Origin of the sequence: Aquibacillus koreensis (assembly GCF_025154055.1) — a bacterium.
GTDB classification, from domain to species: domain Bacteria; phylum Bacillota; class Bacilli; order Bacillales; family Amphibacillaceae; genus Aquibacillus_C; species Aquibacillus_C koreensis.
In genome coordinates this window covers 21,041-35,866 of sequence record NZ_JAOALK010000049.1, presented here as the reverse complement: position 1 = coordinate 35,866, position 14,826 = coordinate 21,041, and the positions used below count along the sequence as shown (strand labels likewise).

The 14,826-nt window shown below is 35.2% G+C and carries 17 protein-coding genes; 13 read left to right on the top strand and 4 right to left on the bottom strand.

What is annotated here, in order from left to right:
• The first annotated feature begins 167 nt into the window (after nt 1–167).
• Together NYQ66_RS14150 and NYQ66_RS14145 are read left to right on the top strand one after the other, a co-directional pair.
• Entirely contained in the window at nt 168–731 is a 564-nt protein-coding gene (locus tag NYQ66_RS14150; RefSeq protein ID WP_259870349.1) for a GNAT family N-acetyltransferase, read from the top strand.
• A gap of 4 nt (nt 732–735) precedes the next feature.
• Nucleotides 736–1,074, top strand: coding sequence for a hypothetical protein (locus tag NYQ66_RS14145; RefSeq protein WP_259870347.1), 339 nt, complete (start codon nt 736–738; stop codon nt 1,072–1,074).
• A 37-nt stretch (nt 1,075–1,111) separates the two neighbouring features.
• Here NYQ66_RS14145 and NYQ66_RS14140 read toward each other — a convergent pair whose 3' ends face one another.
• The 3 genes from NYQ66_RS14140 to NYQ66_RS14130 all read right to left on the bottom strand — a co-directional run bounded on the left by NYQ66_RS14140 (nt 1,112) and on the right by NYQ66_RS14130 (nt 3,821).
• Nucleotides 1,112–1,480 carry a YuzF family protein gene (locus tag NYQ66_RS14140; protein WP_259870346.1) on the bottom strand — a complete coding sequence of 123 codons (369 nt, stop codon included), beginning with the start codon at nt 1,478–1,480 and terminating at the stop codon, nt 1,112–1,114.
• Nucleotides 1,481–1,923: 443 nt separating this feature from the next.
• Entirely contained in the window at nt 1,924–2,685 is a 762-nt protein-coding gene (locus NYQ66_RS14135) for a YibE/F family protein (RefSeq protein WP_259870344.1), read from the bottom strand.
• On the bottom strand, nt 2,682–3,821 hold the full coding sequence (locus NYQ66_RS14130; protein WP_259870438.1) for a YibE/F family protein: 1,140 nt from the start codon (nt 3,819–3,821) through the stop codon (nt 2,682–2,684). Before NYQ66_RS14130 ends, NYQ66_RS14135 begins: the two co-directional genes overlap by 4 nt.
• Before the next feature lie 266 nt (nt 3,822–4,087).
• Between NYQ66_RS14130 and NYQ66_RS14125 the strand changes: the two genes are divergently transcribed.
• The 9 genes from NYQ66_RS14125 (at nt 4,088) to NYQ66_RS14090 (ending at nt 10,178) form a co-directional block, all read left to right on the top strand.
• Nucleotides 4,088–4,621, top strand: a complete 534-nt coding sequence (locus NYQ66_RS14125; protein ID WP_259870342.1) for an acetyltransferase — start codon at nt 4,088–4,090, stop codon at nt 4,619–4,621.
• Nucleotides 4,622–4,678: 57 nt separating this feature from the next.
• Nucleotides 4,679–5,092, top strand: coding sequence for an NUDIX hydrolase (locus tag NYQ66_RS14120; RefSeq protein WP_259870341.1), 414 nt, complete (start codon nt 4,679–4,681; stop codon nt 5,090–5,092).
• A gap of 142 nt (nt 5,093–5,234) precedes the next feature.
• Complete coding sequence (locus NYQ66_RS14115; RefSeq protein ID WP_259870340.1) at nt 5,235–5,402, top strand: hypothetical protein; 168 nt, start codon at nt 5,235–5,237, stop codon at nt 5,400–5,402.
• A gap of 107 nt (nt 5,403–5,509) precedes the next feature.
• The gene (locus NYQ66_RS21570; protein ID WP_407652094.1) at nt 5,510–5,701 is read left to right on the top strand and encodes a hypothetical protein; all 192 of its coding nucleotides are present in this window, start codon (nt 5,510–5,512) and stop codon (nt 5,699–5,701) included.
• Complete coding sequence (locus tag NYQ66_RS21565; protein WP_407652093.1) at nt 5,682–5,945, top strand: N-acetyltransferase; 264 nt, start codon at nt 5,682–5,684, stop codon at nt 5,943–5,945. The genes NYQ66_RS21570 and NYQ66_RS21565 overlap by 20 nt, the downstream gene beginning before the upstream one ends.
• 141 nt (nt 5,946–6,086) lie before the next feature.
• Nucleotides 6,087–6,455: an ArsR/SmtB family transcription factor gene (locus tag NYQ66_RS14105; protein ID WP_259870338.1), complete on the top strand. Its 369-nt coding sequence runs from the start codon at nt 6,087–6,089 to the stop codon at nt 6,453–6,455.
• Nucleotides 6,448–8,565, top strand: coding sequence for a heavy metal translocating P-type ATPase (locus NYQ66_RS14100; RefSeq protein WP_259870336.1), 2,118 nt, complete (start codon nt 6,448–6,450; stop codon nt 8,563–8,565). The genes NYQ66_RS14105 and NYQ66_RS14100 overlap by 8 nt, the downstream gene beginning before the upstream one ends.
• A gap of 465 nt (nt 8,566–9,030) precedes the next feature.
• Nucleotides 9,031–9,372 carry a hypothetical protein gene (locus NYQ66_RS14095; RefSeq protein WP_259870335.1) on the top strand — a complete coding sequence of 114 codons (342 nt, stop codon included), beginning with the start codon at nt 9,031–9,033 and terminating at the stop codon, nt 9,370–9,372.
• 338 nt (nt 9,373–9,710) lie between these two features.
• A complete protein-coding gene (locus tag NYQ66_RS14090) occupies nt 9,711–10,178 on the top strand; it encodes a hypothetical protein (RefSeq protein WP_259870333.1) in 468 nt (155 codons plus the stop codon).
• Nucleotides 10,179–10,324: 146 nt separating this feature from the next.
• Here the strand turns inward: NYQ66_RS14090 and NYQ66_RS14085 are convergent, their stop codons facing one another.
• Complete coding sequence (locus NYQ66_RS14085) at nt 10,325–11,158, bottom strand: AraC family transcriptional regulator (RefSeq protein ID WP_259870331.1); 834 nt, start codon at nt 11,156–11,158, stop codon at nt 10,325–10,327.
• Between the two features lie 212 nt (nt 11,159–11,370).
• Here NYQ66_RS14085 and NYQ66_RS14080 point away from each other — a divergent pair, with 212 nt between their 5' ends.
• Entirely contained in the window at nt 11,371–12,918 is a 1,548-nt protein-coding gene (locus NYQ66_RS14080; protein WP_259870330.1) for a glycoside hydrolase family 43 protein, read from the top strand.
• A gap of 257 nt (nt 12,919–13,175) precedes the next feature.
• Nucleotides 13,176–14,801, top strand: coding sequence for an SGNH/GDSL hydrolase family protein (locus tag NYQ66_RS14075; RefSeq protein WP_259870329.1), 1,626 nt, complete (start codon nt 13,176–13,178; stop codon nt 14,799–14,801).
• Nucleotides 14,802–14,826 lie beyond the last annotated feature (25 nt).

Sequence of the window (14,826 nt, the reverse complement as noted above, 5' to 3'; positions counted from 1 at the left end):
TCAGAAACAGTCTATCTGTGGTGGTATAGGTATTCCAAGATCCTTTATATTACAAACAGGAAGAAAACCTAACGAATATGAAGACGATTATATTCGAAGTTAAAAGCTTACCAATACGTGATTCATTCTAGTAGGAATATATTTATATAAAAAGGAGTAAATGACTGATGGGATTCCCTCAATTAGAAACAGACAGACTTCACCTGGTGCAAATAAAAGACGAATATACACAGTCCTATTATGAGATTATGTCGAGAAACGATGTGACAAAATACTATGGAATGGACAGTTTAAAAAGTAAGGAGGAAGCAAGACAATTCATTGACTTCTTCCAAAAGGCATATGATGAACAAAGAGCAATAAGGTGGGGGATCGTAATAAAAGAATCAGGAGAGTTTATTGGAACAGTGGGTTTAAACAACCTTAACACCTCAAAGAAAAAGGCGGAGATCGGTTACGAATTACATCCTACCTTTTGGAGGAAAGGGTTTACGAATGAAGTTGTAAAAGAAGTATTACAATATTCTTTTGAAGAATTAGAGTTATATAGAGTGGGTGCAGTGACATATCCTCAAAACGAAGCATCAATTCAACTATTAAAGCGATTAAGTTTTGTGCAAGAGGGATTACTAAGGGGTTATCTCTATCAAGATCAACAATCTCATGATGCTTTAATTTTCTCATTAATAGAGCCAGATTGGATTAGACATAAGAATCTGGTGGAGAAATAAAATAATGGATTTATATGAAGAGCTTGTTAGAGTTGCTAAGAACTTGAACGAACAATTAGAAATTACACGTCTATTATTTGGTTCATTGGGACTAGAAAAAGTAACTGGATTGACATTTGATCCCCACCAAGACATTGATGTTCTTGTTCCACTAACCTATTTACAAGAAAAATGGCCATTGTTTAAAGAAGCTATGCAACTAGTCGGATGCACAAGCAGGACTGCTTATAAAATGGTCTGTTTAATAGCCAACCTGCATGACACTAAAGAGAAGCACCCAACAGTTTATAATGATTTAAATAAAAACGAGCTTGGATTTTTTCCCAAACTCGTTTTTATGTAATAGAAGACTAAATTTTAAAAAGTTTACTAAACGATATCTATTTATATGAAATTGGCAATCCTTCAAATGAAACAATTTCAGAAATTCTAATGTGGATGGCTTTTTCCTTACTAAGATTAATTTGGATGTGATCTACTGCTACACCAGCTAACTTTCCTTCTACTTTTCCATTCGTTGTCGTAACCGTAATATTTAAGTTTTGATGTCTACTCAAATGGTCAACGAAAACCGGATCAAGGTGGGTTACATACCGTGTAGGTTGAGGTACTAATGGTGTGGGGTATATATGTGTATAGGGGGTAGGTAGATTATTCACATGGATAGGCTGTACAACCGGATGTAAATACGCTGGATTGTTTTGTGGGAATTGTGCTTGAAAATTATGAGCGTAGTTCTTTGAAGTCATCTTATCATTTCCCTTCGTATAGATATTACAAAAATGTATGTATCTATACGAATAGTTATAACTAAAATCATTAATTTGAATAGAAGATATTGAAAAGGGGGTTACATCAGAGACGACCTCTCATATGTAAAGAAGTTAACCACAGAAGCGAAGGATTATCATATGATAACCCATACCACTCAGGAAAAATGACTATTGCCATTACCAAAGAATTCGAAGAAAAACCTTCTTTTCTTTTACACGTATTGCTATGGAGAAATATATATAAAAATCTCCCTTTCATCGAATTAAAGCCCAATGCTATTGTTGTATAGTCTGATAGAAAAAAACTGTTTTGAATTTTTCTCGGAAAAAGAGGAAGAAAAGGAATAAAAATGGATTGTTCAATTAATGATAAAGGGTGTCGGACACAAATGTCTGACACCTTCCTTTGTTATTATCAATTAATTATCACCTGACCTAACTAAAGCGTATGCGGTAATCCCTGAAGTAATGGGGATAATGATTGCTATACCGATTCCTGCACACATAATGGTGATCATTTCTTCACTAAACACTTTTGAATTTATTATTTCCCCAAAAGTATAAGAAAGATCTTTAAACCAAATAAGTAAAGCCAGATACCCTCCAAAGAAGGCAAAGAATAATGTGTTTGTATTCGTCCCGAGAATATCTCTGCCAATACTAACTCCAGATCGATATAATTCTTTTCTACTGATGGTTGGATGATGGTAATGAATTTCTCGCATAGGAGATGCAATAGCAATTGCCATATCCGTAATGGCACCAATTGTACTCATAATAATCATTGCGGCAACAATTTTCACGAAATCAATGCCGATATAGAAAGAAAATATATAGAGTTCACCTATTTCTTCTTCACTAAATCCCTGAATCATTGTAGTTTCCGTTAAAAATGTAATAAGAGCGAGCAATATAACAATGGTAATAACCGTAGATAGAAAAGCTGTTTTAGTAGTACTGTTCACATCATTTATATAAAAGAGAGTTATACAACTAATTAATGTGCTGGCAAAGATCGTCAAAATAATGGGATCAGCAGATGGATCCAACATAATAAAGATCGTTACAATAAGAACCGCAAAGTTTAAAAATATCGCTATAAATGACTTTGCACCCTTCCTACCACCTACAAGCACCATAAGTATAAGTAAAATGAGAGCTAACGCAACGATTGTATTCATAAATTAGCCTTCTTTCGATTAACAAAGAATAATGCACAATATAATCCAATTGGAATGGTTATAACAATACCAATTCCACCCGCAAGTGCTCTAGTCAATTCCAATGAAAGGTTGATAGAAAAGGTGTAACTTAGTGGTGATCCATTTTTCAAATATAAGATTAGTGATGGTATCGAACCACTAACATAAGCAAAAAACAGAATATTTGTCATCGTTCCCATAATGTCTTTGCCGATTTCCATTCCTGATTTTTTCAATGCATCTGTAGCAATATGGTTGTTTTTTTCAAACAAAGTAAAGATTGAGGAAGACATGGTTATTGCTACATCCATGACGGCCCCTAGTGAACCAATAAATAAACCTGCCATAAATACAACGTGAGGGGGCCGGGTTAGAAAGCCCATTTCCTCATATCTTAATCCATTTTCGGAAGTAAGCTTCATAACTAGAAAAGTAATCAGTAATGATAAGAAACTACCTAATAAAGTCGCAACAATCGCTGCATACGTTTTTTCATTCCGACCATTGACAAGTAGCAGAGATATGATTGTAAATAAGACGACGCTGATTCCGCAAATCCATAATAAACTTGTGCCTGAAGTATGAATATATACATCTAACGCATAGGAAATCAATAAGACATTTATCGCTAAACTGATTATGGAAAATAGACCTTGTCTTTTTCCAACTATAAGTAATATCAAAACGAAAAGCCATGCCACCAATAAAATATACTTATCACGTTTAACCTCTTGGATGGTACCTACTAGAGAAGAATTACTACTTTCATTCTCATCAAACTTTATAAAAAGTTCATTTCCAACCTGATATTCTTGCGTGTACGCTTGAGAGGTAGAATACTCATTCATCAATTTTATGCTCTGGCCTTGTTCTTTTCCATTTTTAATTTCAGCTATGATAATTTGAGTATATAGGATATCTTCATTATTATGATTATCCACAGTCTCTGTTGTATCTATTATACTTGTCTCGGTAACTTCAACTATAGGACGTTCGTAAAAAGAATGATTATGGAAAACAAATAGAACTGAACCAATAAAACAAAACAGCAAAGCAGTAAATAAAATCAGCTGTTTATATGTTAACTTTTTAATTAACTTATGTAAGATTGCCATCAACAAAAATCCCTCCACCTACACACAAATACACTCCATCCATTATTCCACAAAAAAATCCAAAAGAAAACTGGAAACGTGGGGACGGTTCTTGCGTTTCCAATAAACATGAGTGGTTAGATAATGATTTACGTTACAAAACCCTATGGAGATAGATTAGTATCTGCGTCAGACTCGCAATACAACATATTTATTTAGACGTAAGAAAATGTAAAAAGTTTGATAAAATAGACATATCATTTTACATGAAGAAAGTAGGAATTAATATGCTAATTCAAAAAGACGCCCTCCAAGTAAGGTACTTAGAAGAAAAGGATAAACCGCTCTTAGCCAACTGGCTTTCTAATCCGAACGTATTGCAATTTTACGAAGGAAGGGATCAGCCTTTTGATTTGGAACAGGTTAATAAAGTTTTTTATGGAAATGACAGGGAAGGTAGGTGCATGGTTGAATTTGGCGGGAAAGAAATTGGTTATATTCAGTTCTATACTCTAGATGACATAACAAAAGCTACATATGGATATAACGATCAAATAATCTATGGAATAGATCAATTTATTGGCGAAGAAGACTATTGGAATAAAGGAATTGGAAAATTACTCGTTACTTCCATGGCAAGATACCTAATAAAACAGAAAAGTGCAGAAAGAGTAGTGATGGATCCACAAATAAGAAATCAAAGAGCGATTAGATGCTATGAGAAAAGTGGATTTATAAAAGTAAAAAAGCTCCCAAAACATGAACTTCATGAAGGGGAATATCAAGATTGTTGGTTAATGGAGTATGGGAACGTTTTATAAAAGTGTACATTTTAAACTACACACTTTTAATATAATTCATGGTTTGGAGTGAGTACTTTGAGAGATAGAGGTTCAGTAATTCTGATAAAGAATCACAAAGTAGCACTAATAAAGCGGATTCGAAAAGACTCCACTTATTACGTTTTTCCCGGAGGCGGGATTGAAACTGGCGAAACACCTGAATCTGCATCCAAGAGAGAGGTACTAGAGGAATTAGGAGTTGAAGTTAAAATTAACAATTGCATCTCAAAAGTTAATTATAGAGGTGGTGTTCAATATTTTTTTCTTGCTGAACTAATTGGAGGAACATTCGGTAGCGGACAGGGTGAAGAATACACAGACGTAGACCGGGATAGAGGGACATATATACCCATTTGGATGGATATAGAAGAATTAGTACGTGCGGATGTAAAACCCAAAGAGGTTGCTTTCAAAATATCTAACTTATTCAACAATACGAAATCAGAATAAAAGTGTTAAATTATGGTATAATTGGAAAATGAAATCTAATCAGATTCAATAAAGTTGAAGATTACTTTTTCTTTTCGCAGGTACCTGGATCTGACATTATTATTTATGTTTTTAAATAGACCAAGATTTGGAGATGAACAGAATGACAGTAAGTGAGTTTCTTACAGGTTTACCTTTAATGATTGGGGTCGCTTTATTCTTATTTGTATTATGTTTGCTTTTCATCATTATCTCCCTCGCAGTTAGAGTAGGCATTGATAATTCAAAAACAAGTAAAGTTCTTAAGCAAATTTTAGAGAAAACAAAATAACTCCTCAAAAGCTTAAGCAAGACTATGAATCTATACATAAAACATGTAATTAACTGAGCTAATTCTTACAAATGCAAATAAAATACTATATAAGCGAGTTAAAAATTATGATGAAGATAATTATTGTTTCACCACACCCTAATGATGTAGAATCTATCGTCCAAATCGATAAACAAGTAATTGGCACAGATAGCAGAAATGATTATTTAGAAAGAGCTGTTCAAGAAGGTCGATGTTTGATTGCTAAAACCGATCAGGAAATACAAGGATTTTTAATTCATGATCAACATTTTTTTTGACTGTAGCTTTATTTCTTTAGTTATTGTATCTCTTACAGCAAGAAGAAAAGGTATTGCGTCGGCATTGATCGATCGTTTCACACAAAAATCCTCAACCGATAAAATTTTTTCGTCCACCAATTTATCAAATAAACCAATGCAAAATGTATTTCTGTCCAATGGCTTTGTACATAGTGGCTTTGTCGATAATTTAGATAAAGGAGATCCTGAAATTATCTTTTTTAAGAGACGGAACGCAAAGTAATCAAAATTAAATTACTTCCCAAAACTGAAATTCACTTAGATTTCAGTTTTTTTTATTGTCATTCAAGCAACCATTTGAATAATGTAGAAAGAAAGGATAAGATATAATCAAATACTCATTTGAATGAAAGAGGCGATTGTTTTGTCTAAGAAAGATACCTGTGAGGTTTATTGTTATGATGAAGAAAAGGTGAACCGAATACAAGCTCAATTGCAGAAAGAAGATATAGCTAAGATTACTAAATTATTTAAAGCTCTTGCTGACGAAAATCGGTCTAAAGCTTGCTATGCCTTGTGCGTTGATGAAGAACTATGTGTTTGTGATATTGCAAACATTATTGGCTCATCTGTTGCTACGGCATCTCATCATTTGAGGAGTCTTCATAAACAAGGGATTGTTAAATATCGAAAAGAAGGAAAGCTAGCTTTTTACTCCTTAAAAGATAAACAAGTTAAACAATTAATTCTCACAGGACTAACTTACCGACAAGAGGTGAATATGAATGTCTAAAGAACTAGCAAAAACATTTAGAGTCCAAGGCTTTTCTTGAGCAGGCTGTGCGAAAACGTTCGAAAAGAACGTGAAGCACCTGGATGGTGTTTCCGATGCTCAAGTAAACTTTGGCGCTTCTAAAATAACAGTCTATGGTGATGCCTCCATTGAAGAATTAGAAAAGGCCGGAGCGTTTGAAAATTTAAAAATTCGTAACGAAAACGAAAAAGCCGAAAAACGTCCTCCATTTTGGAAACAAAAAGCTACCTTTAAAGTATATATTTCTGCCGTATTGCTTTTATTAAGTTGGTTCTTCGGAAACCAGTATGGTTCAAAGTCTATAATCCCAACCGTAGGTTATGGCTTGGCCATTGTCATTGGTGGTTATTCGTTATTTATTAAAGGTCTAAAGAATCTATCTCGTTTACTTTTCGACATGAACACCCTAATGACAATTGCCGTAATTGGTGCAGCCATTATTGGCGAGTGGGGAGAAGGGGCTACAGTTGTTATTCTTTTCGCAATTAGTGAAGCTTTAGAAAAATATTCTATGGATAAAGCAAGGCATTCTATAGAATCTCTCATGGATATCGCTCCAAAAGAAGCTTTCATACGTCGCAATGGGCAAGAATTGATCGTTCATGTAGATGATATTCAAGTTGGGGATATCATGATTGTAAAGCCTGGTCAAAAACTGGCAATGGATGGGGTTGTCGTAAAAGGAACCTCAAACCTAAACCAAGCTGCCATAACTGGTGAAAGTGTTCCTGTATCCAAATCAATCGATGAAGAGGTATTCGCGGGCACATTAAATGAAGAAGGTCTATTAGAAGTAGAGGTTACCAAACGCGTTGAAGATACAACTTTATCTAAAATTATCCACTTAGTGGAAGAAGCACAAGCAGAACGTGCTCCGTCTCAGGCATTTGTAGATAAATTCGCAAAATATTATACACCTGGGATTATTGCCCTCGCAATTCTCATTGCGGTCATTCCTCCATTGTTCTTAAGTGGTGAATGGGGGTTATGGGTGTATCAGGGATTGGCTGTATTAGTAGTCGGTTGTCCTTGTGCACTCGTAGTTTCTACACCTGTTGCTGTAGTCACGGCGATTGGAAATGCAGCAAGAAATGGTGTTCTTATAAAAGGTGGTATTCATCTAGAAGAAACAGGAGCTTTAAAAGTAATCGCTTTTGATAAAACAGGTACACTAACGGAAGGTACTCCAGTTGTAACTGACCTTATCACATATGGTGAAAACGAAAAAGAGCTTCTTAAGATCACTGCAGCAATTGAAAAAGGATCACAACATCCGCTTGCCTCCGCTATATTGAAAAAAGCTGATGACATGGAAATAGATTATAACTTAGTTGATGTTGAAGATTTCCAATCCATTACAGGTAAAGGTATAAAAGCAACGGTGAACAAGGACGTTTATTATATTGGTAGTCCTACTCTTTTTGATGAACTGGAATTAACAATGGACCATGAGACAAGAGCGGAAATTAGCCAATTGCAAACGGATGGTAAAACCGTCATGGTACTAGGGACGCAAGGCAAGATTTTATCCCTCATTGCCGTAGCCGATACGATAAGAAAAACATCCAAAGAAGCGATTCAAAAACTTCATCAATATGGTATTGAAAAGACAGTAATGCTAACAGGAGATAATGAAAGAACTGCGAAGGCGATTGGGAGAGAAGCTGGGGTTTCAGACATTCAAGCGGATTTAATGCCAGAAGATAAACTGAACTATATTAAAGAATTGCGAGCAAGCCATCATAGTGTTGCCATGGTGGGAGACGGCGTGAACGATGCACCGGCGCTAGCAGCTTCTACTGTTGGTGTAGCTATGGGTGGTGCTGGGACAGATACAGCACTAGAAACTGCTGATATCGCACTAATGTCTGATGACTTAAGCAAGTTGCCATATACAGTCAAGTTAAGTCGTAAGGCACTAAGTATAATTAAACAAAATATTACCTTTTCTTTAGGCATTAAAGCACTAGCGTTGTTACTTGTTATACCTGGATGGTTAACGTTATGGATTGCTATCTTTGCCGATATGGGTGCAACATTACTCGTTACCTTAAATAGTTTACGGTTATTAAGAGTAAAACAAAAATAATAAAAGGAATGCATGGTTTATAGCTGTTTTTACAGCCTGCTAACGATTGTAAAGGGTGCTAATTTTCGTTACGGTAGCAGAAATTGAAAGAAGTCATCGTTCAAATGAAAATGATCTATAAAGTTTGTGTTACGAAATAAAAAAGTTACTTTTTGTTTATATGCAAAAAGCAACTTTTTTTGTGACGCAATCCAAATACATATTCTTCTAAAAGATCGTCCAGTTGTGAAAAATAGATGATTAATTGGAATTGATGAAAAGAGAGGCGTTGCGATACTTAAAATGACGAAAGATATACGTCAAAAACTGGTGGTTTTATAATACTTTTGCCATACTAACTTGTTCTTATATGATATCTCGTTGTAAAAGGTTTGCCTGTTTTTTGAAAATAAGGTTGCTTGTACCTTTCCATAAATGAAAATATACATAAGCTATATTATCCTTACTAAAAAAGGTGGTGAATGCATGGGACGATTTAAAAGAATGTATGAAGAAAGTCAACTTTTTGATTATTTTAAATCAAGTAAATACGAAGACTTATTTGCGGATGATCATCAGAATGGAAAACAAAATAAGTACGACTATCATCATGACGAAGAAGAACATGATAAATATGACCACCATCACTGCAAAGGAAAGCATGTTAAATACGACCATCATCGCCACAGTAAACATCGAAAAAAACAGTATGATCACTGTCATTATAATCATAAAAAGAGCCTTCCTAAGGATCCCTGTTACTTTCATATGAAAAGACATAGTGGCTGTTGCTCATCGAAAAAAGTAAGATGTAGAGAACATTTATGAATATTCTTTACCCGGGTATAACTCAGGTTATTACATTTTGTCTTATAGAATTCAAAATGTAAATCTTTTGCAAGTCTAAGGCTCCTAGTTAGAACTAGGACGTTAGACTTTTTTTATTGTCTACCAATGAAATTAAAAAATGTGTTAGATATAGAAAGATGGAAATCAAGCTCCGTCGACTGCTATTTGTTCATTGGCTCTATTTAAAGACCTTTAAATTACTATCTATTCATCTTACAGATTGGCTTTATAGGTAAACGCACAATTATAGCAGTACAAGTTTATAGACATATGACTATTGAATAGGATGTATGGAAAACATGTAGGGAGTGATTAATATGTACTTTACTAACGAAAAATTAGATTGGGGAAATATGGCCGAATATGATACTTATACGTATTCCGTACCGGTTCATTCTTATAATTATCCTCATGTGTCTTTAAATGAGAGACAATTGATACCTGGGTTTCCATGGTTAGGAGGGAATTTCACACTACCAGGCTTTCCGAGTTCTCCACCTCCAACAGCACCTGGACAAGGAACACAAGCCGGACCTCCAACATCACCTCCACCAACTAATGTTCCTTTGCAAACACAACAAGTTGAAACATTTGCAGTGGATCCAGGTGGAATTCGTAGATGCCTATTTCGATTTACGTATGTATGGTTAAGAGGATTTCAACAATTCTGGTTCTATCCAACTTTTGTCGGACGCAACTCTGTTTCAGGATACCGTTGGAACGGGTTTAGATGGGTATATTTTGGAATAAGCTTACAACAAATTCAATCATTCACTTGTGTATAATCAGAATTTGGATTCTTTCATAATCCGGGCTTTGGGTTCGGCGTTCCATATTGACAGGTATAGCGACTGGAGAACCATTAACTCTTTGACCACCATAATTGGTGATAAATGAGTTATTACTAAAAACAATTAATGTCACCCAAACATTATTGCTTGCAATACTGTCTGGGTGACATTCCTGTTGTGTTTTTGAATGCTTTGTAAAAAGTAGAGTAATCCCCAAATCCTACAGTATGAGATGCATCAAGAGCTGTAGTTCCATCCATTATCAAATCAATTGCCCACATAATTCTTTTGTATGTTATATATTCCATCACAGCAAATCCGGTAGTTTTCTTAAAACTATGAGATAAGTAGAACTTATTCACAAAAAATTTGTCTTGTAACAAATCTAATGAAATTCTTTTGTCTAAGTTATTATTTATATATTCTAGCAGGTGAACGATTTTTTCATCGTACTTTGGACGTTCTACAACAGGGCTATTATATTTTGAAAATATCTTATTAATCGATACAAGCAATTGAATAAAATAAGTTTTCATCAAGATTTGATTCTCAGGTGATTTCACGAGAGCGTTTTCTTCTATTTTGCTCCACAACTGATCTATACCTGCCTCACGAACATCAGCTGCAGATATCTTATTAAATTTACCTAATTTTCGGTTCTCCATATAATGAAGCATATTATAATCATCCGTTTGAAACGAGGAAATAAATTCAGGTTTGAATTGAATGTACTTCCTTTCATAACAAGCACTAGAGTCAAAAACAATCCGATGTAACTCTCTAGTATTGGTAATGATTATGTCATGAGGAGATAATTTATAGGCTTGACCTTCAATATAATATGTGAGGTCTCCAGAAATGAAATAAAATATTTCATAGCAGTCATGTATGTGTGTATCGATATTAAAAGGAGATTCAATGATTGTATGATCCAACGAAAAAGTATTCGTAATGTGTTGTAGTATGTGCCTCATATGTTTAACCGCCTCTAGATTTCAGTTTTCAACTTCTACATTAATACGCAGGGATAAAAAAAGCAATATTTGCAATGTTTTAAGCAACAAGTCCAAAGAAAAATGTAAGCGTTTGTTGTAAAATAAAATAGGTATATAATAACACTATTAATATTCTAGTTTTTGAAAAAAGATATCACTAAATTAAACAGACATAAAAGGAGTAATTCATTATGAAAACATTCGAGAATCCAATACTTCCAGGTTTTTATCCAGATCCATCAATTTGTAGAGTAGGTGAAGACTATTATTTAGTTACATCTTCTTTCGCATATTATCCAGGAGTACCTATTTTCCATAGTAAAGATCTAGTAAATTGGGAGCAAATCGGACATGTGTTAGACAGACCTTCCCAACTTCCATTAGATGGTCAAAGGCAGTCACAAGGTATCTTTGCACCAACCATTCGATATAACGATGGGGTGTTTTACATGATCACAACAAATGTGGGACAAGGTGGGAATTTCTTTGTAACTGCAACAGATCCAGCAGGTCCTTGGTCAGATCCTTATTATCTAAATGCTCCTGGTATTGATCCTTCTTTATTTTTTGATGATGATGGTAAAGTCTATTATCACGGAACTAGACCAGCACCAGAAGGGGAAAAATATAGCGGAAACTGGGAAGTGTGGCTACAAGAGCTAGATCTCGAAACGAACCAACTTGTAGGAGAGTCTGTTGGTTTGTGGCGTGGCGCATTAAGAGACGTGATATGGCCAGAAGGTCCACATATATACAAAGTAGATGGGAATTATTATTTAGCGATTTCTGAAGCTGGTACAGGCCATCATCATGCTGTCTCTGTAGCAAAAAGTGAAAACATCACAGGTCCTTATGTAGGAAATCCAGGAAACCCAATCTTAACACATAGACACCTTGGTAGGGATTATCCACTTGTAAATGTAGGTCATTGTGATTTTGTCGAAACCCAAAATGGTGAATGGTGGGCTGTAGGGTTAGCATCACGTATTTATGGTGGATATTACCGAAATCTTGGTAGAGAAACTTATTTAATTCCAGTGACTTGGGAAGACGGATGGCCAGTGATGAGTCCTGGGTCTGGTAAATTAGAAATGACTTATCAAAAGCCAAACTTGCCAAAAGTTAAATCAATAGCTTCCACTGTTTGTGAACATTTTGAAAATGAAGAGCTTGATTATAAATGGAACTTTATTCGAACACCAAAAGAAACGTTCTATAGTTTAACAGAACGTCCAGGCTATTTAGCCTTAAAACTCAGACCACAAAAGATAACCGAACTTGATAACCCGAGTTTTGTAGGACGAAGACAACAACATATTGATTTTGTTGCTACTACAGTCATGGAATTCACACCCAATAATGAAAATGAAGAAGCTGGCATTGTTTTACAACAAGATCATCAGTTTAATTTCAGCTTTGTCTATACAAAAGTAGCGGGTCAAAAAGTAATAAAGTTAGTTAAACGAACAGATGGTAACGAAGAAGTGCTAAAAGAGATGCCAATAGATGCATCCCAATTATATCTAAAGGTGGAGGCGCACGGTCAAGATTATAGTTTCTATTTCGGTGAAAACAATACAAACTACCAAGTTCTAATGGAAAACGTGGATGGTCGTATTTTAAGTACAGATGTTGCCGGCGGATTTGTAGGTGCCGAAATGGGATTATATGCTAGTTCAAATGGCGCAAGCAGTGAGAACACAGCTTACTTTGATTGGTTTGAATATTTAGGTCTATAAAAACCCCCTTACAAAATAAGTAAGTAATACAATTAAGAAGATTGATACGTAATGAAAGAGGCAACTGCTCCAAATGCAAGCAGATGAGGAGAACTGCCTTTTTCGTCTATCAATCTGGTAATCTTATTTTTGCAATCAGATCATTTAAGGAGAAATTAGAAAAGATGGCAGATGAAAAAAGCGTCACACTTAGGCCCAGAAATGTAAAACCCGAAGCATCGGGAGAGCCCGATAAAACAAGGAGTCATTTTTTCATTATGTTTGAAGAAGTAATAGAGATGATTACTTCTAACGATGAAAAGCCTTCTCAAGAAATCGATTTGCAAGGTGAAAACTTAGTAAATCGAGCAAGACTAACTGGCTGTGTCACCCAAGAGGAGATTTTAAATCAACTCGGTAATTGTAAGGGATTACAAAAACTAGTTCATAGTATAGGTATCGTAATAAAGATAGATAGTGAAAGTTACGATCACATAAATGTTATGTTACATGGAAAGAATGCCTCAGGAACTGTACTAAGCCTCTCATGTCCGACGGATGGGACGGAGAAGGTTTTCCATTTAGATGATCACGGGTCTCAATTTAATCTTTTTAAGAAGCTAAAATTCGAATGTAAGCATCCTGGTGCCAAAGCAAGTGTAAGTGTCAAATTATACTTACATGAGGAATATAAAGTGCCAGTAATTTCGAATGAAGCCGTAGCATTTAACACGGAAGAATATAAAGCAATGATAAAGAAATCTTTACTTAGCAAAGGGAATAATAAAAGGTTAAAAGAAGTAATTGAAAAAGCAGAAAATGGTGAGGATGTAACCATTGCTTTTATAGGTGGTTCTATTACGCAAGGAGCTGTTGCAGAACCTATTCATACGAATTGTTATGCCTATCAAACGTATAAGAGATTCAAGCAAATGTTTGGAAAAGGTGAAGGAGAGAACATTCATTTTGTAAAAGGTGGGGTAGGAGGGACTCCCTCTGAACTAGGTGTAGTCCGTTATCACCGCGATATTTTAAAAGAGGGCACCGTAGAGCCGGATATTGTTATTGTTGAGTTTGCGGTAAATGATGCCGATGACGAGACAGAGGGAGTTTGTTATGAGAGTCTCTGTCTACAAATACTATCTGCAAACAATAATCCTGCGGTTGTTTTATTGTTTAGTGTGTTTGTAAATGACTGGAATTTACAAGAAAGACTCTCACGAGTAGGGAAGCATTATGATCTCCCAATGGTAAGCATTAAAGATGCTGTGGTAGATCAATTCCGATTAACAAGGGACGAAGGAAATATTATTTCGAAGCGACAATTTTTCGCTGATATCTACCACCCTACCAATGATGGTCATACAATTATGGCTGATTGTCTTGCTTACCTGTTCTCTGAGACCAAAAAAACGCAAATCAATAAGGATGACATAAATATCAGTGTAGATCCAGTAATTGGTGATGCGTTTAAGAACATCCGTTTACTTGACAGGAAAAATTACCTGAGCATGGCCATGATAGACATGGGAAGCTTTATTGAAACGGATGAGGATATACAAATGGTAGAAATGGACGATAATTTATTTTCAACACCTCAATTCCCGAATAATTGGATGCATGCCACTACATCTGGAAATAATAGCTTTACTATGAAGATTAATAGTAAAAGCCTCATTCTTATTTACAAGGATTCAGGAAGTGATGCGTTTGGAAAAGCGGATATATTCGTTGATGGACAACTCATGAAGTGTGTCGATCCTCGGGAAATTAATTGGACGCATTGCCATGCTGTGATCTTATATCAAGAAGAAGAATGTAAGGAACATTTCGTTGAGATCAAGATGGCTTCAGATGACGTAGATAAGCACTTTACCATTTTAGGATTTGGATACACCTTATAAACATCAACTTCTTAGATAGATGGGA